Raw genomic sequence first — 26,945 nt, forward strand, 5'->3', positions numbered from 1 at the left:
ATGCCAAACCCTGACGCCTATATCGCGCTGATCAGCAGCTTACCGGGGTCGGAGCGGTTGTTTGTCGCCAAACAGCCGCCCTTGTCGCGGTTGCGGCTGGATCGACGTTTAACGGCGCTGACACCCGAGGATGCGCGCGTTTTGAAGGTGTTGGAGCATGCTTTGAACTGGGGCGACTACGACATCGGGGTAACCGACGCGCAGGCCATTGGGCGCTGCAACGAGGCGTTGCACGATATCTCGCAGCCCACCTTGCGCAAGATGCTTATTGAGCGGATGGACTTGCGTACTGTAGTGGCCGCGCTGCGCCTGCGCAAACAGGGGGTCAGCCCACCTGCCGGATCGTTCGGTATGGGGCGTTGGGCTCGCCATATCCCTGCCAATTGGAACGACCCGAGCTTTCGATTGGAAGGTCCGATGCCTTGGATCAAGGAGGCCCAGCAACTATTGGACGCCGCAGATCCTTTGGGCTTGGAGCGGCTGCTCTTGTCGGTCAGCCACAAGCAACTGAAACGCCACGCTGCCCGCCATTATTTCGATTTCGAAGCGGTGGTGATCTACGTGCTGATCTGGAACATTTTCGACCGCTGGGCGCAAAGCAATGCGCAGGAGGCGGCCAAAAGATTTGAGCATCTGGCCCAGCAAGCCATGGCTAATGTCGCCGATATCAATTTTGACGGAGCTAACGCATGACCGCCCCAACCTCTGCCAAACAGACCGCCACCGCCCGTGTCGTCTCGGTGCAAGAGGGGCTGGTGCAGATACGGGCCAACCATGACGCCTCGGGCCAGCCCGGGCAGTTGGTCAAGAACGAAGTGCTCTTTATCTTGCCAACACGCCCCGGGCCGGGTGGGCGGCAGGAACGTCTGAAGGCCGAAGTGTTGCGGGTTCGCGGCGATACGGCGGATGTGCAGGTCTATGAAAGCACCGACGGGGTTGCCGTGGGCGACCCGGTCGAACAATCTGGCCAATTGCTGTCGGTCGAGCTGGGGCCGGGTTTGTTGGGGCAGGTGTTCGACGGGTTGCAATCGCCTTTGCCCAAAGTAGCGGCTGATTTTGGCACCTTCCTGCCCCGCGGGGCCGATGTAGCTCCGCTGGACGATCAGGCAAAATGGTCGTTCAGCCCTTCGATCAAGGTCGGGGATACGGTGACGGCCGGTGACAGCATCGGAACGGTCCCCGAGGGACATTTCACCCACAAGATCATGCTGCCGTTTAACTGGATGGGCGATTACAAGGTCATCTGGGTACAAAAAGGCGCGGCCACGATCCACGACATAGTAGCCCGTCTGGAAGATGAGCATGGCGGCGAGCACACGCTGACCTTATGCCAGAAATGGCCAGTGCGGCGGCCTTTATCGGAAAGCATTCTGAAACGCGCGCTGTCCGAGCGGTTGTATCCGACCGAACCGGTCCTAACCTCCCAGCGCCTGATCGACACGTTCTTTCCCATCGCACGCGGGGGGACGGCCTGTATTCCTGGGCCGTTTGGGGCGGGCAAAACCGTTCTGCAAAACCTGATCGCGCGCAATGCCAAGGTGGATATCGTCATTGTCGTAGCCTGTGGCGAACGTGCGGGTGAAGTGGTTGAGACGATCCACGAGTTTCCCAAGATGACCGACCCAACCACGGGTGGCAGTCTGATGGATCGTACGATCATCATCTGCAACACGTCGTCCATGCCGGTTGCCGCGCGCGAGGCCTCGATCTTCACCGGTATTACGCTGGGCGAATACTATCGACAGATGGGCTATGACGTGTTGCTGATTGCCGACAGTACCAGCCGCTGGGCGCAGGCGATGCGCGAAACATCCGGGAAACTTGAGGAAATCCCGGGCGAAGAGGGTTTTCCTGCCTATCTGGAAAGCTCGATCAAGGGGCTGTATGAGCGTGCCGGAGCAATGAAAACCAATGACGGCGATTTGGGCAGCCTTACCTTGATCGGAACCGTCTCGCCCGCCGGCGGCAACTTTGACGAGCCGGTCACGCAATCGACCCTGTCCACAGTGAAATGTTTCCTCGGCCTGTCTTCGGAACGCGCCTACAAGCGGTTTTATCCTGCGGTCGATCCGATGCTTAGCTGGTCGCGCTATACGGATCAATTGTCCGACTGGTACGACAAAAACGCCGAACCGGGTTGGACCGGCAAGGTCCGCGATTTGCTGGCACTGATCGAAAAAGGCGAACAGGTCGATCAGATGATGCAGGTGACGGGGGAAGAGGGCGTCACGATCCAAGATTTCGTAACCCAGCAAAAAGCGCTGTTTGTGGATATGGTTTATCTACAGCAGGACGCGTTTGACAAAGTGGACGCGACGGTGCCGCTGGAACGTCAGAAAATGACCTTCAAGCTGGTCTACGACGTGACCCAATCAACTGCGGAGTTCGCTGACAAGGCCGAGGTTCGGCAGGTGTTTACGCAGCTCACAGGATTGATGAAGAACTTTCACTATGCGGCGGAAAACACACCGGAATTCAAGTCGACCTGGGGGCAGATACAAAATCTGTGCCGCGAGAAGTTTGGTGTCTAAATAGGGAAGTGGTAGCCCGTAGGGGAATCGAACCCCTCTTTCCAGGTTGAAAACCTGGCGTCCTAACCGATAGACGAACGGGCCATTTGGTATGGCGCAAGCACAAGTGGTAGCCCGTAGGGGAATCGAACCCCTCTTTCCAGGTTGAAAACCTGGCGTCCTAACCGATAGACGAACGGGCCACGCTGGCTTGTGGAGGGCCTTTTACGGTTTCACCCGGACCCCCGCAAGCCGAAAAATGCAAGGATGGGAAAGTTTTTTCCCAGACCCGAAATCGGGCTTAAATCGCCTCTGCTGCGTCTTCCAGCCGAAGTTGCACACTTTGGCGTCCACCCCATGAGTTCACCTCTAGCCGCCCGGCGAAATGAAAGCGCGCGCCGCCGTGATTTGACAGCTTTTCGCCCATCGGACCGTCAAAGGCCCCAAAGGCAATTGCATCCAGACCGCCGCCAACACCGTCGGACAGGGACAGTTTCAGATGGGATTCACCAACGCGTTTGGCAAAACGCACCTGCAGGTCGGGCAGCGCATATCGCGGGGCTGGGGCGCTGGCCCCGAACGGACCTGCCTTTTCGATCTGTTCGATCAGATCAATAGTGGCTGCACCAGGCATCAGGGTGCCATCCAGTTTCAAATCGGCCGGACCGCCGTCACCCGCGCCTTGCTTGGCCAGCAATTCGCTGAGCCGCGCCATGGCAGGTTCCAACTGGTCGCGCATCACGGTCAGCCCCGCCGCCATCTTGTGGCCGCCGCCCTTCACCAGTAACCCTTCGGCCGCTAGCCGCTGGATCGACGCACCCAGATCAACGCCCGAGATCGAACGGCCCGAGCCTTTGCCCTCATCCCCGTCGAAACCGATGACAATCGCGGGGCAGTTGGCGTTCTCCTTCAGGCGTGAGGCCACGATGCCGACCACGCCAGGGTGCCAGCCTTCACCCGCAGCCCAAACAAGCGGCGCATCCAGACCACGTTCCTCGGCCTGCTCTAACGCTGCGGCACGTACGGCGTTTTCGATGTCACGACGCTCGGTGTTCAATTCATCCAAGCGTTGCGAGAGCGCCTGCGCCTCATGCATCGATTCTGTGCTTAGCAACCGCGCGCCCAGGTCCGCCTGACCAATGCGCCCGCCCGCGTTCACGCGCGGACCCAGCAGAAACCCCAGGTGATAGCTGTTAGGCGCCGAGTCCATGCGCGCCACATCCGACAGCGCCACAAGACCGGGCCTTTGCCGTTGGGCCATAACCTTCAGGCCTTGTCGCACAAGCGCCCGGTTAGCTCCGATCAGCGGGGCCACATCAGCCACGGTCGCCAGCGCCACGAGATCCAGCAGACCAATCAAGTCAGGCCCCTTTACACCTGCCTCACGCAGTTGACGTCCGGCTTCGACCAGCATCAGAAACACGACACCGGCGGCGCAGAGAAAGCCCAGTTCGCCGCTTTCATCCTGCCGGTTAGGGTTCACCACGGCGGCACAATCGGGCAGAGTTTCGCCGCCCAAGTGGTGATCCAACACGATCACATCTGCGCCCTTGGCTGCTGCAATCGGTTCGTGACTCAGCGTGCCACAATCGACGCAGATGATCAGGTCATGCGTGGCGGCCAGTTCCTGCATCGCGGGCACGTTGGGGCCATAGCCCTCGTCAATTCGGTCGGGCACGTACAAAGTAGCCTGCAGGCCCATCTGCCGCAGCCAAACCAGCAGCAAAGCCGCAGAACTGGCGCCATCTACGTCATAGTCCGCGAACACTGCGATCCGCTCATTGTTCGTGACCGCTAACAGGAATCGCATTGCGGCTTTTTCCATATCCTTCATGTCGCGCGGGTCAGGCAGCAGTTCTTTCAGTTTGGGTTCCAGAAACCCGGACGCCTCCATAGCAGAGACGCCGCGTCGCGCCAGAACCTGACACACCGCGCGGGGCAGACCGGCCTGTTGGATCAGCATTTCAGCGGCCCGCTCAACGTCGGGCACTGGGCCGACCCAACGTCGCCCGGATAGTGACTGCTCAACCCCAAGATAACTCATGGTGTGCCTCTTATGCGCCAAGGCCGGACCCTCTCGGATCCGGCCTCTTCATCTTTTTCCAAATACTCTCGCCGAAGGCAATGGCGCAAGCCATCACGCTTTGTCGTGGGGCCACATTGGCGTGCGATACGACATGCGGCGGACCGAGCCGGTTTTCGACCGCATCAGCAGCGTGGTGGTTTCGACCCAGCCGGGTTCGCGCTTGATGCGCGGCAACAGCGAACCGCCGGTGACACCGGTGGCAGCAAAAATCACGTCGGCAGTGACCATTTCGTCGCGGGAATAAACGCGGTCCAGATCGGTGATGCCTGCCTTGGCGGCGCGGCCGCGTTCGTCATCGTTGCGGAACAACAGGCGGCCAAAGATCTGCCCGCCCATGCATTTAAGCGCAGCCGCAGCCAGAACGCCTTCGGGCGCGCCACCCGAACCCATATACATGTCGATGCCGGTCTCTTCGCTTTCGGCACAGTGCATGACACCGGCCACGTCACCATCGGTGATCAGGCGGATCGAGGCGCCGGTTTCACGGACTTCAGCGATCATCGCTTCGTGACGGGGACGCTCCAGAATGCAGACGGTGATATCGGCAGGCTCACAACCCTTGGCCTTGGCCAGTGCTTCGACCCGTTCGCGGGGCGACATGTCCAGATTGACCACACCTTCGGCGAACCCCGGACCAATGGCCAGCTTGTCCATGTAAACGTCCGGCGCATGCAACATCGAGCCGCGCGGGCCCATGGCGATCACGGTCAGCGCATTCGGCATGTCCTTGGCGGTCAAGGTGGTGCCTTCCAGCGGGTCCAGCGCGATATCCACACCAGGTCCGTTTCCGGTGCCGACTTCTTCGCCGATATACAGCATCGGCGCTTCGTCGCGTTCACCTTCGCCGATAACAACCACACCCGCGATATCCAGCAGGTTCAGCTGTTCGCGCATGGCGTTTACTGCTGCCTGATCGGCGGCTTTTTCGTCGCCACGCCCAACCAGAGAGGCGGACGCCAGTGCGGCCTGTTCTGCGACCCGCGCAAGGCCCAGAGACAACAGTCGGTCGTTGAAATCAATCTTGGCAGCACTCATTTTTCACTATCCTCAGGTCAGTATCGGCGTTTTCTTCGGCATAGCCTGCGTCTTGGGCAGGCCGCAAGGGTCAAACCTCTTCGATGCGCAATGCAACTGGCTCATCCGCCACCACATCGGTATCCCGCAGCCCGTTCAGGGCAACGTCCAGCGTGGCGCGCGTGGCTTTGTGGGTGACGATCAGAACCGGAGCAGTGCTTTCCGTGTGCCCGTATTGGCGCATCCGGTCGATTGAAACACCTGCATCGCCCAGAATAGCCGCCACTTTGGCCAGCGCACCAGGTTTATCGAACAGGGCAAGCCGCAGATAATAGGGGGCGGGCAGTCCGGTCACCGCAGGCTTGGCATCTTGCAACGAGGTTGCGGGGCGACCAAAGGTCGGGATTTGCAGCCCGCGTGCCAGATCGCAGACATCGCCCATCACTGCGCTTGCCGTAGGGCCTTCGCCAGCTCCGGGGCCGCGCAGCACGACTTGCTCGACCGCGTCGCCCTCGATCACCACCATGTTTGTGCCGCCTTCCAACTGCCCCAAGGGTGAGCTGCTGGGTACAAGGCACGGCTGCATACGCTGTTCCAAACCACGAGCCGAGCGTTGCGCGACGCCCAGCAGTTTGATGCGATAGCCCATATCGGCGGCTTGATGAATGTCTTCTAGGGTGATCTGCTGAATGCCTTCGATCTGGATTCCATCGAAGTTCGGCTTGGTGCCAAAAGCGATCGAAGACAACAACGCCAGCTTATGCGCCGCGTCGATGCCGCCAACGTCCAGGTTCGGATCGGCCTCAAGGTACCCAAGCTGCGCGCATTCTTCGAACAGCGCGTTATAGCCCAGCTCCTGCGATTGCATGCGGGTCAGGATATAATTGCAGGTTCCGTTCATCACGCCCATGACGCGGGTGATCTCATTTCCGGCCAGCCCTTCGGTCAGCGACTTGATCACCGGGATACCGCCTGCAACGGCGGCCTCGAACCGGATGACACGACCGGCTGCTTCGGCCTTTTCGGCTAGGTCCTGACCGTGGATCGCCAGCAGCGCCTTATTGGCGGTCACCACGTCCTTGCCAGTGGCCAGCGCCGCCTCGACCGAGGCTTTGGCCGGGCCGTTTTCGCCGCCGATCAGTTCGACAAACACATCGATGTCATTGCGCTTCGCCATCGCCACGGGATCGGTTTCCCAGGCGTAGTCCGACAGGTTCACACCGCGATCCTTATTCGCATCGCGCGCCGAAACGGCAACGATCTCGACAGATCGGCCCGTGCGCGCCTGCAGCAGGTCTGCGTGGCGGCGGATGATCTTTACGACACCCACGCCAACCGTTCCCAAGCCCGCAATTCCCAGCCGCAGCGCCTGTGTCATCCCGTGGGTTCCTTTCCGCTCGAAATTTACGTGGTTTCGGGCCTTTTGCCCGTTCAGCGCTGCCTTAGCGGGTTCAGCGCTAGGGTGCAATGCGTACCGGTCCCGGATGGGGCTTAATCGTAGGGGCTTAGTTGATTTCCGCGTTCTGGAGTTCTTCTGACTTTTTCTCAAGTTCCTCACGCCGCGCAATCAAGTCTTCTTCGACCACGGCGGCCTCGTTCACCGGATCAACGGCGGGGCCCAGTTTTTCCTGCAGCGGGATAAGCTTAGGATAGCGTGCCGACTCCAGCTCCGGCAACTCGCGCCCTTCCAATTCTGGAATATCGGTGCATCCGGCACATGCGAGCATCAGTATCAGCAAAGGCAGGGGTTTCATGCAGAACTCTTTCAACATCAACTGAAACTGTGATGCACCTTTTAGTGACTTGGTTCAAGCGGGGTTCTATCTGAACAAACGTTCAGATACTGTGTGGGAATGGCACGTACGCAAGGTTCACATTCCGATATTACCGGCCCACGCATCCGCAAGGCGGCGCTGGGTTTGTTCGCCCGTCACGGCTATGCGGCCGTCTCGATGCGCCAGATCGCGTCCGAGGTCGGGGTGCAGGCAGGGGCTCTGTATAACTACACGCCGGATAAACAAAGCCTGCTATACCGTCTGATGCACGAACACATGCAAGAGCTGCTTTTGGCTTATGACGACCTTGACCATCCTGCCGATGCGTCCGAGGCGTTGCGCCAGTTCGTAGGGTTTCATATCCGCTTTCACCTGGAGCGCCCAGATGAGGTGTTCATTGCCTATATGGAATTGCGCAACCTGACACCGGAAAACTTCTCGGAAATAGAGGCCTTGCGCCGCAGCTATGAAAACGCGCTAGAGACCATCTTGCGCAGCGGGCAGCAGGGCGGGGTGTTCGATATCGCGGATACCAAGATCGCCACCCTCGCCGTCATTGCCATGCTGAACGGGGTAATGACTTGGTATCGCGCAGGTGGACGCTTGTCGCTGGACGAAGTCGAGCTGGTCTATTGGGACATGGTGCGCAGATCGGTCTCGATCTAGTGTGCCGGTCGAATGAACGTGCCATTACGCAATTCGCGAAAGGCCTGTTCCAATTCGGACCGCGTGTTCATGACAATGGGGCCGTGCCAAGCCACAGGTTCGGCAATCGGTGCCCCTGAGATCAAAAGGAATCGCACGCCTCCGGCCCCGGCCTGCACCGTGATCTCATCGCCGCTGCCAAAGCGGACAAGCGTGCGATCACCGGACATGTCCCGAATATTAACTTCTTGCCCGGCAACCTCTTTTTCCAGCAGAACGCCGGTTGGTTGCGAGGCATCGGCAAAGGCTGCCTGACCTTCAAACACATATGCGAAAGCACGGCGATAGGTATCTATCCGGAATGTTTTCTTGACCCCTGCGGGGATTTGAATGTCTAGGTATTGCGGGTCGGCTGCGATCCCATCGACCGGACCGGTTTTACCCCAGAACTCTCCTACAATCACACGCACAGTTGTTCCGTCATCATCAGTGATTTCCGGGATGTCCTTGCTTTGCACATCTTGATAGCGCGGCGCAGTCATTTTCTGTGCCGAGGGCAGGTTGCCCCACAACTGGAAACCATGCATTTGGCCAGCGGCATTACCTACCGGCATTTCCTGATGCAAAATCCCAGACCCGGCTGTCATCCATTGCACATCTCCGGCGCCCAATGTCCCGCTGTTGCCCAATGAGTCCGAGTGGTCAACCGTGCCAGCCAGAACATAGGTGATCGTTTCGATGCCACGATGAGGGTGCCATGGGAAACCCGCTTGATAATCCTGCGGGTTCTCATTGCGAAAGTCGTCAAACAGCAAGAAGGGATCCAGTTCAGTCGGGTCCTGAAACCCGAACGCGCGGTGCAGTTTTACGCCCGCGCCCTCAAGCGTTGGTGTGGATTTACGGGTTTCCAAAACCGGTCGTAGGGACATTGTGACCTCCATAGCTTTGGCTTGCATGTATGATAAGCGCGGGTCGGGTCAATCAGCAGAAAAGAACGGGTGCTGTGCGGAAATCTACCCCTCTGTCCTTCCCGGAACAAAACCGTTAAACCGTGACGAAAATATCGGGGAGTCACATGCATCAAGAGGTTTTGGCCACCATCAGGCCCTCAATCGCCAGACGTTGGCTGGGCACCGGAATGTTGGGCTGTGTCGGTGTACTTGTTCTGTATGTCGCGTTGTCACATCCATCCGAACCGATATGGCTGGTTTTCCTGCTTGTGGTGGGTGGTGCGTCTTTCTGGTTGGCCTACCGAATGTGGTTCGCGACCGATGATGCGATCGAGTTGACGCAAACCGAACTCAGAACCGGGGCAGGGCGGTTGATTGCCAAAGTCGAAGATATCGAGAGCATTGACCGGGGTGTCTTTGCGTTCAAACCCTCAAACGGGTTTCTTCTAAAGACACGGCAAAGTGCCGAAAATAGCTGGGCGCCTGGTCTGTGGTGGCGATTGGGACGCCGGGTGGGTGTCGGCGGGGTAACAACGGCCGCCGAAACCAAGTTTATGTGCGAAATACTGCAGGCTCTGGTTACGACTGGCAGCCCTGTTGAGAAACAACCCCAATAATCTGATTTTCGAAGCGCGGACGCGTGAAGATGTAGTTCTCGAATTGATAGTCGGTATCCAGCCAGGCGGGCTTGACTGTCCATTCATAATCGTTTGACGATTCCACGATAATCATCGGCTCTAGGTCGGCCATGGGTGGAAGTCGGTCGCGCAACCTGTCGATATTGCCGTTGTCCCATATCCCGGGAAATCCGCAGGTTGTTGACCATTCCACATCGTAGTAGTCGTCGCCACCGTTTTCGAAATACCGGATGAATGACACACGCAATCTCATCTCGGCGGTGCTGTTTACCATCCGTTGCATTAGGGTGTGCATGGACTCGATGTAAGTGTCAGTAACAGTGTCTTTTTCCCGCGAGAGCAGATCGCTTACCGTATACGCGGCTTTCACGTTCAAAGTGCTTTGGCGAAAGCCGTCAAAGAACGTGTAGGTCAGCGAGATCGTCATAACGAAGATCGGGAATAACAGCAGGGACTCCAGGGTGAGGCTCCCGCTCTCACGCCGTGCGGAGCTTCTCAGATACTGTCGGATTCTAGTAAGAAAACGCATTGTATCAAGGCTCCTGAACAAAAGCGGTCGTTGAAGTTAGAGAGATCACACCATCGTCACTGACTAAGGCGACTGCCATGTCTGATCCGGGGAAAACCGGATCAATCTGTGCGCAAGCGCGCAAGATCATCAGCTCATTTGCCGGACCATTCGTAAATTCCCGAACGGGTTTTGTCGGTTCCGCACGGTCCGTACAGTCCGGTGACACAGGCAGCGTGACGCCAGTGAAGGCGCTCTGACGGATCATTTCCAGCTGCAAGTTACTCGTGCAATCGTCAATTACGAGGGATCTTTCGCAAATTGCATCCTTGATTTGATCGTGCGTGGGCCCTGATCCGGTCCCAAGGCGAATATCACGGACAACCATATCGACAGCACGTTCCAGCATAACTTGTTTTACGGAAACCAGTGCATATTCCACGGCGCACAGTATGACGACGAGGTACAAGGGGAACAGGATGACGAACTCAACCGCCAACCCGCCTTTCTCGGACCGTCTGAACCGTAGTATATTTTTCAGAAACCCACGGGTCATTGCGTCAACTTCAATTGTTTGATCGAAGCAGCGATGGATTCGAACACCTGTTGAAGGGTCAGATTGGCGCTGCCCAACGTCCCATCGCTGTTGACTGCATAAACTGTGCTGGGGCTGCTGGCGCAATCCTCGATGGTGGTCACGCCGACTGCAGGTGCTTCGAAGGCAATGCCGTAGACGATCACACCCTTATTTTTAGCGGCCGCACAAATATCCGAGGTGCGAATATTTTTAGTGGACGAACCGATAGAGTTATATGCACCGTAATACCAGTTGTTGATACGATTGCTGTCAAAGCGGTAGTTGTTTTCGGCGTTCCAGCGCAGAGACGCACGGTTGAACAATTCAGGATAAGTCAGGCGAATGGCATCACCATCCTCTTGATCGCCATGACGGTGGTTACGGTATTCCTGCTGACGGGACCAATAATAAACGGGCGGTTCTACGCCAGGTTCCGTAATTCTGACGCTGTATTCACCTACTTTGCCGTCCCAATGCGTGTATCCAGCGTTGAACCAGACATCCGAATTCCCGTCACGCAGATCTTCTTCCAGCCTGTATTGTGAGGTATTTTCGCCATCGGTAAACACAATGAGAATTTTTTCTACATCGTCTTCATAGTTTTTCGGACGGTCACCGAAAGTAGCAGGAACAATGGTCTCGGTCGAAGACGAGCTGACTCTCTGTGTCGACAAGTCATTTATGATGTCCTGAAAATCGGGGTCCAGCAACGCCATGCCCCACTTTACGCCGATGTCGATCGAAGTGTTGCCCTGCGCCGTAAGATCGTCGATCCGGTCATGCAATTTATCGATATCGTTTGTATGAGCGGTGATTTCACTACCGTCCCGCGTTGGGCAAGTAAGATACCTGGGTTCTTCCCATTGCGTTCTGCTTGTCCGATATCGATCAAAATGGGCGGTGCGGTCAAACGAGGCGGTTGGGTCCAAAGCAGCCTGCCGGAAATCTGATGAGCTAAAGTTCAGGCAATGCGAGTAATTGTGTTCATTTGTTACGTTTGTGAACTTGCCCAGAATATCCTCGCCCGCGTTCACTTGCGTGGCGTAGGGGATGATCGAGATTGAAATCTTATCCGGATTTTCTTTCTCATACATTGTGTCCACGAAACTTTTAGCCGCATCGCGCAGAACCGCAATTTTGGATCGGCCTTCCGTGGCGGATGCCCGAGTCATCGAACCGGACATGTCCAGAACTAGGGAAATTTCAACAGAACCAACAGATTCTTCCGCGGTACTTGTCGCTGAGGCGGTCAAAGTGTCGATGTACACAAACCTCATGAAGTTTGTTGTGACGGTTTTATCTGCCGACGCGATCACTTTCCGAGATCCGATGCCTTCAATGACCTCGATGTCGTAGTTGACGTCACCCAACCCAGATTTCTTGATGTACTCTTCAGCCACCAGCTTGGGGTCTACATCAACTTGATCCAAGTTGGCAGCAGCAAGGACAGCGCGATCCAACGTTGCTTGCATCGTCGCTCTTTCGCGCTCGAACTTCATGATGTCGACGCCCAGACCGGTTGTCGCAAACATCATCAGAAGGCCGATAAGCACAAAAAGCGTGAATACCGCACCACCTTCGTCTTTGGCGAAACGGCGGGCGACCGAAGCCTTTTTTTCAAATCTCTTTGAGCCGCTTTGAAATACGCGCTTATTCATCTTGATGACCTCGCTGAGCAGACATCCAAACTGCTAAGGAAATATTAACTCTCAAAAATTAACGCCGAATCGTGGCGGGATTTAGGCGAAAAAGCTGCTGACTTGACTGATTTACAAGCAAAAGCGGGATAATTCGCGGGCGATGGGCGCTTCTGTCTTCGGTTGGGCGACAATTTCGAAGTCGGGTGCCGAATTGGGCGACTCAGCGACCGTCACAGTATTTTTGATGCGTTTTTCGAGTTTTATTTCTGCTTAATTATTGATCGTTTACCCAATGGGTGCGACAAAACGTCAGAACGTAAACCGTTCGCTGGCACGGAGGATTAAATGACGGCCATTAAAGAACCCAGCTTTCGCGAGAGTGTGGACCTTATGTTCAACAGGGCAGCGTCCCTGATGGACCTGCCTCCGGGGTTGGAGGAGAAAATCCGGGTCTGCAATGCGACCTACACCGTGCGTTTCGGCGTTCGCCTGCGGGGTGAGATTCATACTTTCACCGGATATCGGTCGGTTCACTCTGAGCATATGGAGCCGGTCAAGGGCGGTATTCGCTATGCTCTGGCCGTGAACCAGGACGAAGTCGAAGCTCTGGCGGCACTCATGACTTACAAGTGTGCATTGGTTGAGACACCGTTTGGCGGCTCGAAAGGTGGCTTGTGCATTGATCCCCGGCAGTATGAAGAACATGAGTTGGAACAGATCACGCGGCGTTTTGCTTATGAATTGGCCAAGCGCGATCTGATCAACCCGTCTCAGAACGTGCCTGCGCCCGATATGGGCACGGGCGAGCGCGAGATGGCGTGGATTGCGGACCAGTTCGCACGAATGAACACAACCGATATCAATGCGCGTGCCTGTGTCACCGGCAAGCCGCTGAATGCCGGTGGTATCGCCGGACGTGTCGAAGCCACAGGGCGAGGCATTCAATACGCATTGCGTGAGTTCTTCCGCCACCCTGAGGACGTGCAGAAGGCAGGCCTGTCCGGCAAGCTGGACGGCAAACGCGTTGTCGTGCAGGGGTTGGGCAACGTGGGATATCACGCCGCAAAGTTCCTGAGTGAAGAGGACGGCTCTCGTATTGTCGGTATCGTTGAATGGGATGGTGCGCTCTATAATCCCGACGGGATTGACGTTGAATCGGTCCGGCAGTGGATCGTCAAGCATGGCGGTGTTAGCGACTATCCGGATGCAACGCATTCTGCCGAAGGTGCCGAGGTTCTGGAAGCAGACTGCGACATCCTCATTCCGGCGGCCCTTGAAGGTGTCATCAACCTAGCCAACGCCGAACGGATCAAGGCACCCTTGATCATCGAGGCGGCGAATGGTCCTGTGACGGCGGGTGCGGATGAAATCCTGCGCAAAAAAGGCACCGTGATCATTCCGGACATGTACGCGAATGCCGGCGGTGTGACGGTGTCTTACTTTGAATGGGTGAAAAACCTCAGCCATATCCGCTTTGGCCGGATGCAGCGTCGTCAGGAAGAAGCGCGCCACGAGCTGATCGTCAGCGAGTTGGAGCGGCTGGATCGGTATCTGGGCGATGCGTGGTCGATGTCCCCGGACTTTAAGGCCAAATACCTCAAAGGTGCGGATGAGCTGGAATTGGTTCGTTCGGGCCTCGATGACACGATGCGCATTGCCTACCAATCCATGCGCGAGGTCTGGCACAGTCGTGATGATGTCGAAGATCTGCGGACGGCGGCTTATATCGTGGCCATTGATCGCGTCTCGAAAAGCTACCGCGCCAAAGGGCTTTGATCCGTTGCATTACAGGGGCGGTCGGGCCACGATCCGATTGCCCCTGTTGCTGTCCGACCTAAATTGACCGCAAGCGGTGAAAAGGAAGATGGCAGGCAGTGCGCCTGACAGGTAAGCTGCCGCGAAAGAAACGATTCCGGGAGATCCCCATGTTGCGTACCGCCATCGCGGCCCTTTTGTTGGCCACACCTCTGGCTGCTGAGGAAACTAAAGAACAAAGCTGCCAGTATCAGGCTGATGTCGTTGCGGCAATCCAAAAGGCGCGTCTGGACAGGGTCAAGGAGCGCGACGTACCGCAGGCGGTGGCTGATACAAGCCCGACCTGGCCCGAGAACTACAACGCGGCCATTCCGTTGATCGCCCCCTGGGTTTACGAGCAAAAGATGCGCGACGTGCGCAAAAAGGATCTGGGCGCCGCGTGGCTTGAGCTGTGTTTGCAGCAATAATCCACAGCACCATCATTTCCCTGTGGACAAACGCGCGTCATACCCTTGGCGCGCGTTCCTGTTTCTGTCAAGTTTAACCCATGTCACTGCCCCCCGGATTTCTGGATGAACTGCGCACCCGGCTGAGCTTGTCTCAGGTCGTTGGGCGTAAGGTCATGTGGGATGCGCGAAAGTCCAATCAGGGCAAGGGTGACATGTGGGCACCGTGCCCGTTTCATCATGAAAAGACCGCCTCTTTCCACGTCGATGATCAAAAGGGATTCTACTACTGCTTTGGTTGCCATGCCAAAGGCGATGCGATCAGCTTTGTGAAAGAAACCGAGAATGTATCGTTCATCGAAGCGGTTGAGATTCTGGCGCGCGAGGTCGGAATGCCGATGCCTGCGCGCGATCCCAAAGCACAGGAAAAACAGGATCGCCGGTCGCAACTGGCCGGGGTCATGGAGCAGGCAGTGCAGTTCTTCCGATTGCAGCTTAAGACCGGGGCAGGGGGAGCAGCGCGTGACTACCTGGCCAATCGCGGGCTGGATGTGCAGGCGTTGGAGCGGTGGGAAATTGGTTTTGCCCCTGACGGCTGGCAGGCGCTGTGGGACCATCTACGGGGCAAGAACGTGGCCGAGGATTTGATCCTTGGCGCAGGTTTGGCCAAACCTTCGAACAAGGGCAAAAAGCCTTATGATACGTTCCGCAATCGGATCATGTTCCCGATCCGCGACCCGCGCGGGCGTTGCATCGCCTTTGGCGGGCGGGCGATGGACCCGGCCGACAACGCCAAATATCTGAACTCGCCCGAGACTGAGTTGTTCGACAAGGGACGCAGCCTCTATAACCACGGGCCCGCTCGGCAGTCTGCGGGCAAAGGGCTGCCCTTGGTCGTGGCCGAAGGGTACATGGACGTGATTGCTCTGGCAGAGGCTGGGTTTGGTGCCTCGGTCGCGCCGCTAGGTACCGCGATTACCGAGCATCAGTTGCAATTGCTATGGCGTATCTCGGACGAGCCGATCATTGCACTGGATGGCGATACGGCGGGTCTGCGGGCCGCCATGCGGGCGGTTGATCTGGCTCTGCCGTTGCTGGAGGCCGGGAAATCCCTGCGCTTTGCCCTGATGCCCGAAGGCAAGGACCCCGACGATCTGTTGCGTGCCGAAGGGGCAGGGGCGGTGCAGGCCGTGCTGGATGGGGCCATTCCGATGGTCAAATTACTGTGGCAGCGCGAAACCGAAGGCAAGGTCTTTGACAGCCCGGAACGTAAGGCAGCGTTGGATAAGGTGCTGAGGGACAAGATCAAACTGATCCGTGACCCTTCGATCCGCTCTCATTACGGGCAAGAGATTAAGGATCTGCGGTGGCAATTGTTCCGCCCGCAGCGGCAATCTGGGAACCGCCAATGGCAACCTCGGGGCAAGTGGCAACCGCAGAAACAGCCAGCAACGCCTGACGCGCGGGCATCGTTTTTGGCTTCGTCTGAAGGTGCCGAGATTCAACTGCGCGAAGCGGCTATTCTTGCAATTGCTGCGCTTAACCCCGAAGTCGTTGTGCAGTTTGAGCATCAATTGGAGGATATGGAGTGCCGCGATTCCGACCATGCAGCCCTGCGCCATGCGATCCTGCGGCACGCGATTGATGATCCTGACAACCTGAAAGACCACATTGCCGAAACTTTGGGGCCCCAAGCCCTTGAAAACCTGCTGGCCCTTCGCCATGTCGCAGTAATCCCTTGTGTGTACAAGCCAGGCGACGTTGAAAAGGCCGAGATGACGCTGGCCGAGGAACTCGCAAAGATCAAAGCGCTCCGGGGGTTGGATGCTGAGATTGCCGAAGCTGCAGAGGAACTGTCCGATCTGGCCGATGAGGCGTTGACGTACCGATTGGCGCAAGCCGCCGAAGAACGCAACCGCACAAGCCGCAGCCAGAACGAGGACAGGGCCGTTTTCGACATCGCCGACAATGGCGCGCGGATCAACCGCGACGAGAAAGATGCGTTCAAGGCAATCATGTCGGGCATCAATTTTGAACGGAAACGCCGGTGAAGTGGTGTTTTCGTAAGGCACTGGAAAAGAAAAACAGGTAAACGGGTGGCCGAATCACTTCTACGCGCTAATGATTCGGTTGAAACGAATCACCCATCCCTGCAGGAGCATTGAATGGCCGCCAAGGATACGAACGAAGACCGCAAATCCGACGAGCAGGAACAGGAAATCTCGTTGGACATGAGCCAGGCCAACGTCAAGAAGATGATCGCCGAGGCCCGCGAGAAAGGTTACATCACCTACGACCAGCTCAATCAGGTGCTGCCGCCTGATCAGGTCAGCTCGGAACAGATCGAAGACGTTATGTCGATGCTGTCCGAAATGGGCATCAACATCATCGAAGATGAAGAGGCCGAAGAGGAAGAGAACAAAGGCTCGACCGAACTGACCACCACGGAAAGCAACCGTGAGGTTGCGTTGTCCGGTGCTGCAACGGAAAAGCTGGACCGCACTGACGACCCCGTGCGCATGTATCTGCGCGAGATGGGCAGCGTCGAACTGCTAAGCCGTGAGGGCGAGATTGCGATCGCCAAGCGGATCGAGGCCGGTCGCAACACCATGATCGCCGGTCTGTGCGAAAGCCCGCTGACCTTCCAGGCGATTACCATCTGGCACGACGAATTGTTGTCCGAAGACATTCTGCTGCGTGACGTCATTGACCTGGAGGCCACATTTGGCAACCAGTTGGACGAAGACGGCGATGTCGAAGAACCGGTCGTCGACACGTCAGCCGTACAGGCGGCAAAGCCAGCCAAGGACAGCGGACCGGAACTGGACGCGGATGGCAATCCGATCGCCAATGATGACGATGATGACGAAGATGATCAGGCCAACATGTCTCTGGCCGCGATGGAAGCGGCTTTGAAAGATCAGGTGCTGACCACGCTGGAGCGAATCTCGACCGATTTCGCGATGCTTTCGGAAATGCAGGACAGCCGGATTTCGGCCACGCTGAACGAAGATGGCACGTTCAGCGCCAAGGACGAAGAGACCTATCAAAAGCTACGGGCCGAGATTGTTGAACTGGTGAACGGTCTTCACCTGCACAACAACCGTATCGAAGCGCTGATCGACCAGCTTTACGGCATCAACCGCCGTATCATGTCGCTGGACAGCGCGATGGTGAAGCTGGCGGATCAAGCCCGTATCAATCGTCGCGAGTTTATCGACGCTTATCGTGGCCGTGAACTGGACCCGAACTGGCTGGCCGAGATGGCTGAAAAACCCGGTCGGGGTTGGCAGATGTTCATCGAACGCTCGACTGCCAAAGTCGAGGAACTGCGCAACGATATGGCTCAGGTCGGGCAATATGTCGGTCTCGACATCCCCGAATTCCGCCGCATCGTGCAGCAGGTTCAGAAGGGTGAAAAAGAGGCGCGGCAGGCCAAGAAGGAAATGGTCGAGGCAAACCTGCGCCTGGTGATTTCGATTGCCAAAAAGTACACGAACCGCGGCCTCCAATTCCTTGATCTTATTCAGGAAGGTAACATCGGCCTGATGAAGGCGGTAGACAAGTTCGAATACCGCCGCGGCTATAAGTTCTCGACCTATGCGACCTGGTGGATTCGTCAGGCGATCACGCGCTCAATTGCGGATCAGGCCCGTACGATCCGTATTCCGGTCCACATGATCGAGACGATCAACAAGCTGGTTCGGACCGGCCGTCAGATGCTGCACGAGATCGGGCGCGAGCCGACGCCAGAAGAACTGGCTGAAAAGCTGCAGATGCCGCTGGAAAAGGTTCGCAAGGTGATGAAGATCGCCAAAGAGCCGATCAGCCTTGAGACGCCGATTGGCGACGAGGAAGACAGCCAGCTGGGCGATTTCATCGAGGACAAGAATGCCGTGCTGCCGCTGGACAGCGCCATTCAGGAAAACCTCAAGGAAACGACGACACGGGTTCTTGCCTCGCTCACCCCGCGCGAAGAGCGGGTGCTGCGGATGCGTTTTGGCATCGGCATGAACACCGACCATACGCTGGAAGAGGTCGGTCAACAGTTCAGTGTGACCCGCGAACGTATCCGTCAGATCGAAGCGAAAGCGTTGCGCAAGCTGAAACATCCCAGCCGGTCGCGAAAGCTGCGGTCTTTCCTGGATCAATAAAACCAAGGCGCCCCGAGAGTGGCGCCTTTTTTCTTTCACCCCACGCGCTTTCACATTGTCTATTGGAAAGATCAAATTGGCGGGAAGTCACAAGGCAAGACCCCTGCACCTCTTTATATCCGCATTGTCCACTCATGGGACAGGCCGGGGTGAGGCTTTGCGGCTGATGACCCCCGGCCACTTGCCATATAGCGCATCCGATTAATCCAGACGACTGCGGAAAGTGCTGGGGGCCTGACCGGTCCAGCGTTTGAAAGCGGTCGAAAAGGCCGGTTGATCGGCGTAGCCCAGCGAATAGGCAATCTCGGACAGCGCCATGCCATTGGTGATAAAGGTTTGCGCCAGATCGCATCTAAGATCGTCGACGATATCGCGATAGGTTGCCCCTTCTTCCTTGAGCCGCCGTGTGAAAGTGCGCGGACTCATCCCCAGATTTGCGGCGGCCTCATCGGCGTGAATGACAGTGCCGGGCAGCGAGCGGGTAATCAGCCCTTCGACCTGCGCGCGCAGTTTTTGCTTGGGCGAGCGTCGCTCTGCCAGGACACGTTCACCATATTCCAGAAGGTGCGCGCGCAGGTTTGAATCGTAGGTCGGAACCGGCAAATCCAACGAGGATACGGCAAAGACGATTTCCAGTCTCTCTGCACCGAAAACAACGGGAAACCCTGCAAGTTTTTGAAATTTTTCTCTGCTTTTCCCAACCTCGTGCTGAAACCGTATCTCAATGGGACGGAAATTCGATTGCGTCAGGGTGCGCATGCGGGCCAATCCGGCGAACATGAGGAATTCGGTCCGGCGGTGATACCGGGCAAAACTGGCATCCTTCCATTCGGCCTCAATAGTGGCAAAGTTTCCGGCAAGGCGCAGTGCAAAGGCTATGGCCGGGTCGATGAACATATGAAAGCGCGAGGTGTTCTCGATCACCTGCCGCAGGTCGCGCGAATACTTACTGATATACGCCGTCAGGCTAGAGGACGAAGAAAACTGCAACCCGGTCTGCGCGGCAAAGGTAATATCTCCGACGGTATCGCAGGCATAGCGTGCAAACAGGGCTTCTTGATGGGCGCTGCACGTTGTGGTCGGCGCTGCAATTCTATCCCGTGAGAGTTCACACTTTTCCAGTATACGGTCAGATGCTTCGGTGCCGTTTGTTCGTTGATCAAGCGCTTTGGTCAATAGCTGAATGCGGGCGATATCAACTTCCATGGCTGTTCCACCGTGTTTTCAATCGGGTTTAATGCCGTTGTTGCGTATTGGGCGTTTGTCGATCCCATGTATTGCTTCAATGTCTGGAATTCGAATGGTTTTGGCCGGCAAACACAAGACCCAAGGTCAGACATTTTGTATTCCCCGTCCGTTGTCGGGTCAGCACCTTGTGGGGATGAGGTCAGAGCCCTGGATAAAAACCACCAAAACCGGTGGCTCCCCGGCACATTCACGCGTTTGAAACAGACGGCCTCATGTCGCATTGCCCGGTCCGGACCATGGTGAAAGGGTGCGGGTAGGAAAGCTAACGGGCGCAACAGATATGCCAAACTTTGCCGTCTCAGAATTGGTGGATTCTCAGGATGCCATTGTTTTTGATGGGGAATGTGTTCTGTGTTCAGGTTTTTTTCAATTCATGACGATGAGGGATAAAGCGCAGCGTTTTAAATTCGTAACGGCGCAATCGCCGCTAGGGCAAAGGCTGTACCAAGAGCTTGGATTGCCCATGCAGGATTTTGAAACCAACCTGGTGATCGTGAACGGCAATGTACATCAACGTCTGGATGCCTTCGCCGCGGCGATGGGCGCGCTGCCGGGGATTTGGCCGATCTTGTCTTTTTGTAGGTTCCTGCCCAGTTGGATCAAAGACCCGCTGTATCATGCCATTGCACGTAACAGGTACAAGATATTCGGACGCAATCCGACCTGTATGATCCCGGATGCCGCACTGCGATCCCGTTTTTTGCCCGAGGGATTTTGAGTGGAACCCGATCCGTTTTTGCAATCCCTTCCTGCCGGGGTAGAAGTGCCCTTGGCCCTTCAGCAGTTGCATTCCAACACAGGTCACTACGCGGGACGGTGCGATATTGTCGAGGGACGAGGGTGGCTGATCAGGCTTGCTTTGCACCTCGGACGGTTTCCTCGAAGCGCCAACGACATACCGGTGCAAGTTCGGATAGACCGTGACGATGACACATGGCAGTGGGTACGTGATTTTGATGGCCACACGACTCGATCCCTCCTGACATTTGATCACGGCGCAGATTGCGTTCGTGAAAAGCTGGGCTGGCTGACGCTGTGGCTGGAACCCGAGGTCGAAGCTGAACACCTGTTGATCCACATCCGGGGCCTGAGCATTTTGGGTCTTCGTTGCCCGGCATTTTTGCTGCCACGCTCATCAACCGTAGAATGGCAGAGCGAAACAGGGGATTTTTGCTTTGATGTCTCGGCCAAAGTGCCGGGCCTTGGGGTATTGATCCGGTGTAGCGCCTGGTTGAAACTTGTTCACGTACAGATGGACCCGGATTGAATTCATCGTGAACCGGCTTTGTTTGAATTTAGAGTACACTAGGTCAATACCTACCTCGAAACAGGAAAGAGTGTGATTATGAAAAAGGTTATGACTTACGCGGTATTCGCGGCGTTGGTGTTGACCACGCCGGCATCGGCGACGTTCGCTCGGTTTGGCTATCAGACCGTAGCGCTTAGCAACACAGTCTTTGAGGTGATCCCGCGCGGACGGACCGATATAGACGGGTATTGGTGTGCCGCTTCAGATTTTGCACGCAGAACACTGGGCGCCAGCTGGCAACAGCGGATTTATGTCAAACGCGGTTATGGTCCAAGTGAAGCCACGGGGCGCAGAACAGCCGTGCAGTTTTCGCTTACGGCACCGGAGACCGTTCAGCAGCAAAGCAGTGGTGTTTTCTCGGCGGGGTTTCAGCCGGGTTTCAGTATGTCAGTTTCGGCCGCCAATGGCCGGTGTACTGCTCGGCCAATCTTTGACTAATACAGGCCTGTCCACCTAATGAAGACCGAGTTTTTAATTTCAGCGCGGGGTCCCGGACTTTATGAGTTCACTCCGGATGTGCGTGACTGGCTGAACTCAGTCGGGGGGGATGGGTTGCTGACACTGTTCGTGCGGCACACCTCTTGTTCGCTGGTCATTCAGGAAAACGCGGACCCCGAAGTGCAGGCGGATTTGCGTGCGTTCTTCGATCGGCTGGTGCCGCCGTCGGATCACCCGTCGATGGCGTATCTGCGGCACACCTATGAAGGTCCCGATGATATGCCAGCCCATATCAAAGCCGCGCTTTTGCCGGTTTCCCTGTCGATTCCTGTGGTGTCCGGACAACCCGTTCTGGGCACTTGGCAGGGTATATATCTGTTTGAACATCGAACTGCGCCGCATCACCGAAAGGTTGCGGCGCATTTCGCGTAGATTCATGATCTAGCGGTTAAAATTTCCGACTACCCAAATCCTAGCGGCTGCCCTATAGTTGTGGATAACTAAGCCACTGCGCTTACAATAAGAAGCGGAACAAGGGACGAGGAGAGGGCGAATGCGCTGCCCGTTTTGCGGTAATATCGACACTCAGGTCAAAGATTCACGCCCGGCAGAGGATCACGTCGCGATCCGCAGACGTCGGTTTTGTCCCGCTTGTGGGGGGCGTTTTACCACATATGAACGTGTACAATTGCGCGATCTGGTGGTGATCAAAACCAACGGAAAACGAGAGGATTTCGACCGGGATAAGCTGGAACGTTCGATCCGCATTTCGATGCAGAAACGCCCCATTGATCCTGACCGGATCGACCAGATGATTTCGGGCATTGTCCGCCGTCTGGAAAGCATGGGTGAAACCGATATCCCGTCCAGCAAGATCGGTGAGATCGTTATGGAAGCTCTGGCGCGGATCGACACCGTGGCTTATGTTCGCTTTGCGAGTGTATACAAGAATTTCCAGGCGGCCGATGACTTCGAGGAGTTTGTCCACGAACTGCGCCCGCCGCAGCCTTCGACGGACGAGTGAGCGAAACAGATAAGCGATATATGGCGCTGGCCTTGTCATTGGGGCAGCGCGGTCAGGGCACGTGTTGGCCCAACCCTGCGGTAGGGTGTGTTATCGTGCGCGACGGTCGGATCGTCGGGCGTGGCTGGACCCAACCCGGTGGTCGACCGCATGGTGAAACCCAAGCGTTGGCCCAAGCGGGCGAGGCCGCGCGAGGCGCAACTGCGTATGTCTCACTGGAACCTTGTTCTCATCACGGTCAAACACCGCCATGCGCCGAGGCGCTGATCAAGGCAGGTGTGTCGCGGGTGGTTTCCGCGATTGAGGATAGCGATCCGCGCGTCGCAGGGCAGGGGTTTGCCATGTTGCGCGAGGCTGGGATTGAGGTCACCACCGGTGTTTTGGCGGAACAAGCCGCACGTGATCACGCGGGGTTTTTCCTGAAGACCGAACAGGGGCGCCCGTTTGTGACGCTCAAACTGGCCAGCAGTTTTGACGGGCGCATTGCGACGTCGACCGGTCACAGCAAGTGGATTACGGGACCGAAAGCGCGGCGGGCGGTCCACGCGATGCGCGCGCGTCATGATGCGGTGATAGTCGGAGCAGGGACAGCGAGGGCTGATGATCCGTCTCTGACTGTTCGCGATCTGGGGGTCGAGGCGCAGCCAGTGCGAGTGGTAGTGTCACGCCACATGGATATTCCGCTGATGGGGCAATTGGCACGTACGGCTGCTGAGATACCGGTTTGGTTATGCCATGGTCCGTCCCCGGATGCCGATCGGGCCCGCGCGTGGGAGGGGCTGGGCGCACGTCTGATCCCCTGTGCGCTGCAGGAACATCACATAGATGCCGCTGACCTGTTACAACAACTTGGCCAGGCCGGGTTGACGCGCGTTTTCTGCGAAGGTGGGTCGGCGCTTGCGGCGTCCTTGCTGGCCGATGATCTGGTGGATGAGCTGGTGGGCTTTAGCGCGGGGCTGACAATTGGTGCCGAAGGCTTGCCCGCCATTGGATCAATGGGGCTGGACAAGTTGGACGCCGCCCCCCGGTTTGACCTGATCGAAACCCGCGCCATCGGGCCGGATGTTTTGCATCGCTGGGCGAGGGCGCTGCGTTAGCGGCGACGCCATAGGCGAGCGTGCGTGGCAAGCGCGCCTTGCAGTTTCGATAACAAGCGCAGAGAAAAACCGCCCTTGCGTTCATTGCCCTCTGTCAGGCGTTGCAACGCGACCTCGACGGGGCAGGGCAATCCGGTAAGCGGATCGTGGTATCGTGGATAATCGATCAACGCGGCATGAACCAAACCCAAGATGGACGGTCTTGCGCCACGTCGCGCCGGTACCGTTCCCAGATCGTTCGTCAGCCCCCACCCAGCATAAAACGGGGCCCCAAGCGTGGTCACACGGACCCCGCGCAACAGGGCCTCGAACCCAAGCAAAGAGGTCATCGTCCAGACTTCGTGTGTTTGGGCCAGCAGCGCGGCTGGATCGGTGTCTGTGGCGATCACGTCGGCGAGACTTTCGTCGTCAATCGACCCTTCGCGCAGTCCGGCCTCGACATCAGGATGCGGCTTATAGATCAGGATCGCATTTGGGTTCGCCTCACGCGCGGCCCTCAGCAAGTCGGTGTTTGTGTGGACAGTCGTAGTGCCAAGCAGGATTGAGGCATCATCCTCGACCTGACCCGGAACCAGAATGCGATGCCCTTCGGGCAGTTCCGGGGGCGCCCCGCCGGTATTGTATTTGCTGAGTTGGCCCGAAACGATCTGCGCCACCAACCGTTCGGCCCGTAACTCCTGATCCGGGCGCAGGGTTTCACGCGCGGTAATCAATTCCTCCAACCGGCTTGGATGTGTCGGGTCGTAGTAGATGCCCAGATCGTCCGTTGCCAAAGACAGGGGCGGCACCAGATTGGCGCCAAGCCCGCGGGACCTCAGAAAACCGTCCTCGATCCTGATCGCGTCTTCCGCATCGCGGGCGTGGTTGGCCCAAACCATATGCGGGCAGTCGGGTGTATCGGGCGGGGTCGGAGTGAAGCGAATCTTCTTTTCGCGACCGAACATCTCTTGCAGGTGTTTGCGCTTCCACAGCCGCATGCCGGAGGCTGTCCACCCCTTATGATCCTGACGCCACGCCCTCGTTTGCGCCTCGAGCGTGTCCAGCACAGTTTCCAACTCGCACAGCTGATCTCGGTATGGGTCGTACCATGTAGGATAGAGAATCATCGCTGCGGCAAATAACTGTGCCCGGGTCAGGTTGCGCTGGCGGCGAGGGAAATAGACCTCATCCTGTGTCAGCCCCCATCCGGCATAGAAGGGCTGGCCAAAGACACGCGGCTTGTGGCCAGCCATTATAGCCTCAAAGCCCAACTGCGATGACAGGGTGTAGACGCCGACCGAACCCTCTAGCAGAGTCCATGGGCTGATGGGCTCGGTTACAAACGAAACCCGGTCGGTCATATCTTGATCCGAGTAATACCCGCTGCGATGTCCGGCAGCGGTTTCGGGATGTGTCTTGATCAGGACACGGGCACCGGGGTTTTCCTCTTGTGCCATGACCAGCATCTCGCGGAAGCGTGCGTCATCACCCGCGCTTGCCGTGACCGAGGCATCATCTCGCGCCTGATCGACCACCAGTACGTAACCCGGTTCAGGTGGGGGCAGGGTGGGATCGACGGCAGAATACTTGCTGAGGTGCAATTCGCGCATCCTTTCGGTCCCATACCGGGCCCGATTCAGCAGGGCAGTATCGTCCAGCGGATGCGTGGCCAGTAGGGATTCAAGGTCCGAAAGCTGTGCCGGATCGAAATGAACCCCCGACCGATCAAGCAAAAGGCCTAGCGGGGGCTCACCCGTCCGCCCGGGATATAACGAGCGCAAATAGGCGTCTTCGACACGCAGAATCGGCGCGTTGTGTCGGGCCGCGATGCTAAAGCCGCGATGCGCAGTCGGGCTGTTGCCCCAAACACCCACTACGTCTCCGTCGCGGGGAAGACCCAGCCGGATGTCGTAACCCTTGAGGTGTAGGATGCGCCGTATGCGGCGTTGGGTCAGGAAACCACCGTTATATACAAGCAACCGGGTCCGTTGTGCCCCGGCTGTTGGGTCAAGTTGCATCAGCCGCCCGTCAGCGTGGCGACGTTTGCAACCGGTGTCAGGCCACCGGCGATCAGAGAGATCGATTTGCTCCACTGCGCATACGGGGCTTCGGTCACATAGATAGTGTCGTCGTCACGGATGACGAAGTCCCGTGCGACGAACAATCCATTGGGCGCGGTCAGGTTCAACAGATAGATCATGCGCTGATCGCCCTGCAAATCCTGACGTCCCATGACGTTGCGCGCGATGTCCTGCCGTTCCTTACGTAGTACGAAAATACCGGTCGGGTCCGAGGACAGGGATTGCAAGCCGCCCACCTGCGCCAGAGCTTCAAGCGCCGAAAGGTCTTGTGTGTCGAATGCCACGCGCGACTGCCCGGTGGCCCCAAGCGCGATGTAGGACCGGCTGTCAGCTTCGACGAGAATGCGGTCTCCGCCGCGCAGCGCGACGTCCAACTGGGGATTACGCACCAGATCGTCATACCAGACCGTCCCGCGGTCATTTCCGCGGATCAGCGTCACCAGCGCGATGTCCGAACCTACGGCAACGCCGCCGGCCCGCGACAGCATTCCGGACAGGGTACGGCTTGGCCGCTCTATTGGATAAATGCCCGCTGCCCCGATTTCCCCGCTAAGCGAAACGGTTGCGCCATCCCCTGCGACACGGCGCACTTCGACTTGCGGATCAGGTGTTTGTTCCTGCAGTTCGCTGGTGATCAGTTGGCGCAGTTGCTCGGGCGTGTTGCCCGAGGCTCGGATGCGTCCGGCATACGGCACAAAGATAAAACCGTCGCTGTCGACCTGTATCTGTTCAAGGATAGTGGAGGAGCTTATTTCACCGGACAACAAGCCGTCATCGACGTTTTCCCAAACCGTCAAACCAAGGACGTCACCGGGGCGAACAGTGTCAGCCGCCAGGCGTTGCGCACTGCGAAAAGAGGACGAAAACCCGTATTGAGGGATGGCTGAAGTGGCCTTTGCGACGCGGTCATCAACTTCGACCACAAAAGCATTGCCACCTTTTTCCGTGGAGCCCGCCAAAATTTCAGACTTGTTGGGCCCTGATTTCGGAAGTTGACACCCGGCCAACAGGCCAATTGCGGTCACAAGGGATATCCCCCGTATCCATCGGATTGGAAAGCGCTGCACTGCC

25 protein-coding genes and 2 tRNA genes are annotated in these 26,945 nt (G+C 57.3%); 14 read left to right on the forward strand and 13 right to left on the reverse strand.

What is annotated here, in order from left to right:
* Together ACR0B0_RS02305 and ACR0B0_RS02310 are read left to right on the forward strand one after the other, a co-directional pair.
* Complete coding sequence (locus tag ACR0B0_RS02305) at positions 1–693, forward strand: hypothetical protein (protein ID WP_480646243.1); 693 nt, start codon at positions 1–3, stop codon at positions 691–693.
* Positions 690–2,531, forward strand: coding sequence for a V-type ATP synthase subunit A (locus ACR0B0_RS02310; protein ID WP_480646245.1), 1,842 nt, complete (start codon positions 690–692; stop codon positions 2,529–2,531). The genes ACR0B0_RS02305 and ACR0B0_RS02310 overlap by 4 nt, the downstream gene beginning before the upstream one ends.
* A 9-nt stretch (positions 2,532–2,540) precedes the next feature.
* Here ACR0B0_RS02310 and ACR0B0_RS02315 read toward each other — a convergent pair.
* From ACR0B0_RS02315 to ACR0B0_RS02340, 6 genes are all read right to left on the reverse strand, one after another.
* A tRNA-Glu gene (locus ACR0B0_RS02315) sits at positions 2,541–2,615 on the reverse strand.
* Between the two features lie 23 nt (positions 2,616–2,638).
* Positions 2,639–2,713: transfer RNA gene (locus ACR0B0_RS02320), tRNA-Glu, on the reverse strand.
* Between the two features lie 98 nt (positions 2,714–2,811).
* Positions 2,812–4,554 (reverse strand): single-stranded-DNA-specific exonuclease RecJ, encoded by a 1,743-nt coding sequence (gene recJ / locus ACR0B0_RS02325; protein WP_480646247.1) that lies wholly within the window; start codon positions 4,552–4,554, stop codon positions 2,812–2,814.
* A gap of 93 nt (positions 4,555–4,647) precedes the next feature.
* Complete coding sequence (glpX, locus tag ACR0B0_RS02330) at positions 4,648–5,631, reverse strand: class II fructose-bisphosphatase (RefSeq protein ID WP_170348240.1); 984 nt, start codon at positions 5,629–5,631, stop codon at positions 4,648–4,650.
* Between the two features lie 70 nt (positions 5,632–5,701).
* Positions 5,702–6,988 (reverse strand): homoserine dehydrogenase, encoded by a 1,287-nt coding sequence (locus tag ACR0B0_RS02335; RefSeq protein ID WP_480646249.1) that lies wholly within the window; start codon positions 6,986–6,988, stop codon positions 5,702–5,704.
* A gap of 127 nt (positions 6,989–7,115) precedes the next feature.
* Positions 7,116–7,364 (reverse strand): hypothetical protein, encoded by a 249-nt coding sequence (locus tag ACR0B0_RS02340; protein ID WP_170348242.1) that lies wholly within the window; start codon positions 7,362–7,364, stop codon positions 7,116–7,118.
* Between the two features lie 99 nt (positions 7,365–7,463).
* Here ACR0B0_RS02340 and ACR0B0_RS02345 point away from each other — a divergent pair, with 99 nt between their 5' ends.
* On the forward strand, positions 7,464–8,051 hold the full coding sequence (locus ACR0B0_RS02345) for a TetR/AcrR family transcriptional regulator (RefSeq protein ID WP_480646251.1): 588 nt from the start codon (positions 7,464–7,466) through the stop codon (positions 8,049–8,051).
* Here ACR0B0_RS02345 and ACR0B0_RS02350 read toward each other — a convergent pair.
* Positions 8,048–8,959 carry a pirin family protein gene (locus ACR0B0_RS02350; protein WP_170548188.1) on the reverse strand — a complete coding sequence of 304 codons (912 nt, stop codon included), beginning with the start codon at positions 8,957–8,959 and terminating at the stop codon, positions 8,048–8,050. The two genes, ACR0B0_RS02345 and ACR0B0_RS02350, sit on opposite strands and share 4 nt — an antisense overlap.
* A gap of 146 nt (positions 8,960–9,105) precedes the next feature.
* Here ACR0B0_RS02350 and ACR0B0_RS02355 point away from each other — a divergent pair, with 146 nt between their 5' ends.
* Positions 9,106–9,597, forward strand: a complete 492-nt coding sequence (locus ACR0B0_RS02355; RefSeq protein WP_170393488.1) for a hypothetical protein — start codon at positions 9,106–9,108, stop codon at positions 9,595–9,597.
* Here ACR0B0_RS02355 and ACR0B0_RS02360 read toward each other — a convergent pair.
* The 3 genes from ACR0B0_RS02360 to ACR0B0_RS02370 are packed head-to-tail and all read right to left on the reverse strand — an operon-like array spanning position 9,560 to position 12,361.
* The gene (locus ACR0B0_RS02360) at positions 9,560–10,147 is read right to left on the reverse strand and encodes a TadE/TadG family type IV pilus assembly protein (RefSeq protein ID WP_170348246.1); all 588 of its coding nucleotides are present in this window, start codon (positions 10,145–10,147) and stop codon (positions 9,560–9,562) included. The genes ACR0B0_RS02355 and ACR0B0_RS02360 overlap by 38 nt on opposite strands.
* A gap of 4 nt (positions 10,148–10,151) precedes the next feature.
* Positions 10,152–10,682 carry a TadE/TadG family type IV pilus assembly protein gene (locus ACR0B0_RS02365; RefSeq protein ID WP_170348247.1) on the reverse strand — a complete coding sequence of 177 codons (531 nt, stop codon included), beginning with the start codon at positions 10,680–10,682 and terminating at the stop codon, positions 10,152–10,154.
* A complete protein-coding gene (locus ACR0B0_RS02370) occupies positions 10,679–12,361 on the reverse strand; it encodes a TadE/TadG family type IV pilus assembly protein (protein ID WP_480646253.1) in 1,683 nt (560 codons plus the stop codon). The genes ACR0B0_RS02365 and ACR0B0_RS02370 overlap by 4 nt, the downstream gene beginning before the upstream one ends.
* Positions 12,362–12,688: 327 nt before the next feature.
* Between ACR0B0_RS02370 and ACR0B0_RS02375 the strand changes: the two genes are divergently transcribed.
* The 4 genes from ACR0B0_RS02375 to rpoD all read left to right on the forward strand — a co-directional run bounded on the left by ACR0B0_RS02375 (position 12,689) and on the right by rpoD (position 18,698).
* Positions 12,689–14,119 (forward strand): Glu/Leu/Phe/Val family dehydrogenase, encoded by a 1,431-nt coding sequence (locus ACR0B0_RS02375; RefSeq protein WP_170374714.1) that lies wholly within the window; start codon positions 12,689–12,691, stop codon positions 14,117–14,119.
* Between the two features lie 149 nt (positions 14,120–14,268).
* The gene (locus ACR0B0_RS02380) at positions 14,269–14,565 is read left to right on the forward strand and encodes a hypothetical protein (protein ID WP_170357791.1); all 297 of its coding nucleotides are present in this window, start codon (positions 14,269–14,271) and stop codon (positions 14,563–14,565) included.
* A gap of 80 nt (positions 14,566–14,645) precedes the next feature.
* Positions 14,646–16,595 (forward strand): DNA primase, encoded by a 1,950-nt coding sequence (dnaG, locus tag ACR0B0_RS02385; RefSeq protein WP_480646255.1) that lies wholly within the window; start codon positions 14,646–14,648, stop codon positions 16,593–16,595.
* Between the two features lie 114 nt (positions 16,596–16,709).
* Positions 16,710–18,698, forward strand: a complete 1,989-nt coding sequence (rpoD, locus tag ACR0B0_RS02390; protein ID WP_170348252.1) for an RNA polymerase sigma factor RpoD — start codon at positions 16,710–16,712, stop codon at positions 18,696–18,698.
* A 201-nt stretch (positions 18,699–18,899) separates the two neighbouring features.
* Here rpoD and ACR0B0_RS02395 read toward each other — a convergent pair whose 3' ends face one another.
* Positions 18,900–19,904, reverse strand: a complete 1,005-nt coding sequence (locus tag ACR0B0_RS02395) for a helix-turn-helix domain-containing protein (protein WP_480646257.1) — start codon at positions 19,902–19,904, stop codon at positions 18,900–18,902.
* A 322-nt stretch (positions 19,905–20,226) separates the two neighbouring features.
* Here ACR0B0_RS02395 and ACR0B0_RS02400 point away from each other — a divergent pair, with 322 nt between their 5' ends.
* From ACR0B0_RS02400 to ribD, 6 genes are all read left to right on the forward strand, one after another.
* Complete coding sequence (locus tag ACR0B0_RS02400; protein WP_480646259.1) at positions 20,227–20,664, forward strand: thiol-disulfide oxidoreductase DCC family protein; 438 nt, start codon at positions 20,227–20,229, stop codon at positions 20,662–20,664.
* Positions 20,665–21,213 carry a DUF4166 domain-containing protein gene (locus ACR0B0_RS02405; RefSeq protein ID WP_480646261.1) on the forward strand — a complete coding sequence of 183 codons (549 nt, stop codon included), beginning with the start codon at positions 20,665–20,667 and terminating at the stop codon, positions 21,211–21,213. It begins immediately after the preceding gene.
* Positions 21,214–21,291: 78 nt separating this feature from the next.
* A complete protein-coding gene (locus ACR0B0_RS02410; RefSeq protein WP_170348256.1) occupies positions 21,292–21,693 on the forward strand; it encodes a hypothetical protein in 402 nt (133 codons plus the stop codon).
* 18 nt (positions 21,694–21,711) lie between these two features.
* Positions 21,712–22,125, forward strand: a complete 414-nt coding sequence (locus ACR0B0_RS02415) for a secondary thiamine-phosphate synthase enzyme YjbQ (RefSeq protein WP_170348257.1) — start codon at positions 21,712–21,714, stop codon at positions 22,123–22,125.
* 121 nt (positions 22,126–22,246) lie between these two features.
* A complete protein-coding gene (gene nrdR, locus ACR0B0_RS02420) occupies positions 22,247–22,717 on the forward strand; it encodes a transcriptional regulator NrdR (RefSeq protein ID WP_005983889.1) in 471 nt (156 codons plus the stop codon).
* Complete coding sequence (gene ribD / locus ACR0B0_RS02425; RefSeq protein ID WP_480646263.1) at positions 22,714–23,814, forward strand: bifunctional diaminohydroxyphosphoribosylaminopyrimidine deaminase/5-amino-6-(5-phosphoribosylamino)uracil reductase RibD; 1,101 nt, start codon at positions 22,714–22,716, stop codon at positions 23,812–23,814. Before nrdR ends, ribD begins: the two co-directional genes overlap by 4 nt.
* Here ribD and ACR0B0_RS02430 read toward each other — a convergent pair.
* Complete coding sequence (locus tag ACR0B0_RS02430; RefSeq protein ID WP_480646265.1) at positions 23,811–25,811, reverse strand: capsular polysaccharide biosynthesis protein; 2,001 nt, start codon at positions 25,809–25,811, stop codon at positions 23,811–23,813. The two genes, ribD and ACR0B0_RS02430, sit on opposite strands and share 4 nt — an antisense overlap.
* Positions 25,811–26,941, reverse strand: coding sequence for a polysaccharide biosynthesis/export family protein (locus ACR0B0_RS02435; RefSeq protein ID WP_170348260.1), 1,131 nt, complete (start codon positions 26,939–26,941; stop codon positions 25,811–25,813). Before ACR0B0_RS02435 ends, ACR0B0_RS02430 begins: the two co-directional genes overlap by 1 nt.
* Between the last annotated feature and the right edge of the window lie 4 nt (positions 26,942–26,945).

The organism is Ruegeria sp. BA12 (assembly GCF_056539625.1).

Excerpts from the sequence above, each read along its gene's own strand:
- recJ (WP_480646247.1), bottom strand. The coding sequence starts at position 4,554 with ATGAGTTATCTTGGGGTTGAGCAGTCACTATCCGGGCGACGTTGGGTC.
- ACR0B0_RS02355 (WP_170393488.1), top strand. The coding sequence starts at position 9,106 with ATGCATCAAGAGGTTTTGGCCACCATCAGGCCCTCAATCGCCAGACGT.
- ACR0B0_RS02380 (WP_170357791.1), top strand. The coding sequence starts at position 14,269 with ATGTTGCGTACCGCCATCGCGGCCCTTTTGTTGGCCACACCTCTGGCT.
- ACR0B0_RS02370 (WP_480646253.1), bottom strand. The coding sequence starts at position 12,361 with ATGAATAAGCGCGTATTTCAAAGCGGCTCAAAGAGATTTGAAAAAAAG.
- ACR0B0_RS02375 (WP_170374714.1), top strand. The coding sequence starts at position 12,689 with ATGACGGCCATTAAAGAACCCAGCTTTCGCGAGAGTGTGGACCTTATG.
- ACR0B0_RS02400 (WP_480646259.1), top strand. The coding sequence starts at position 20,227 with ATGCCAAACTTTGCCGTCTCAGAATTGGTGGATTCTCAGGATGCCATT.
- ACR0B0_RS02335 (WP_480646249.1), bottom strand. The coding sequence starts at position 6,988 with ATGACACAGGCGCTGCGGCTGGGAATTGCGGGCTTGGGAACGGTTGGC.
- ACR0B0_RS02350 (WP_170548188.1), bottom strand. The coding sequence starts at position 8,959 with ATGTCCCTACGACCGGTTTTGGAAACCCGTAAATCCACACCAACGCTT.
- glpX (WP_170348240.1), bottom strand. The coding sequence starts at position 5,631 with ATGAGTGCTGCCAAGATTGATTTCAACGACCGACTGTTGTCTCTGGGC.
- ACR0B0_RS02345 (WP_480646251.1), top strand. The coding sequence starts at position 7,464 with ATGGCACGTACGCAAGGTTCACATTCCGATATTACCGGCCCACGCATC.
- ACR0B0_RS02340 (WP_170348242.1), bottom strand. The coding sequence starts at position 7,364 with ATGAAACCCCTGCCTTTGCTGATACTGATGCTCGCATGTGCCGGATGC.
- rpoD (WP_170348252.1), top strand. The coding sequence starts at position 16,710 with ATGGCCGCCAAGGATACGAACGAAGACCGCAAATCCGACGAGCAGGAA.
- ACR0B0_RS02305 (WP_480646243.1), top strand. The coding sequence starts at position 1 with ATGCCAAACCCTGACGCCTATATCGCGCTGATCAGCAGCTTACCGGGG.
- ACR0B0_RS02410 (WP_170348256.1), top strand. The coding sequence starts at position 21,292 with ATGAAAAAGGTTATGACTTACGCGGTATTCGCGGCGTTGGTGTTGACC.
- ACR0B0_RS02415 (WP_170348257.1), top strand. The coding sequence starts at position 21,712 with ATGAAGACCGAGTTTTTAATTTCAGCGCGGGGTCCCGGACTTTATGAG.
- ACR0B0_RS02360 (WP_170348246.1), bottom strand. The coding sequence starts at position 10,147 with ATGCGTTTTCTTACTAGAATCCGACAGTATCTGAGAAGCTCCGCACGG.
- ACR0B0_RS02395 (WP_480646257.1), bottom strand. The coding sequence starts at position 19,904 with ATGGAAGTTGATATCGCCCGCATTCAGCTATTGACCAAAGCGCTTGAT.
- ACR0B0_RS02430 (WP_480646265.1), bottom strand. The coding sequence starts at position 25,811 with ATGCAACTTGACCCAACAGCCGGGGCACAACGGACCCGGTTGCTTGTA.
- dnaG (WP_480646255.1), top strand. The coding sequence starts at position 14,646 with ATGTCACTGCCCCCCGGATTTCTGGATGAACTGCGCACCCGGCTGAGC.
- ACR0B0_RS02310 (WP_480646245.1), top strand. The coding sequence starts at position 690 with ATGACCGCCCCAACCTCTGCCAAACAGACCGCCACCGCCCGTGTCGTC.
- ACR0B0_RS02365 (WP_170348247.1), bottom strand. The coding sequence starts at position 10,682 with ATGACCCGTGGGTTTCTGAAAAATATACTACGGTTCAGACGGTCCGAG.
- nrdR (WP_005983889.1), top strand. The coding sequence starts at position 22,247 with ATGCGCTGCCCGTTTTGCGGTAATATCGACACTCAGGTCAAAGATTCA.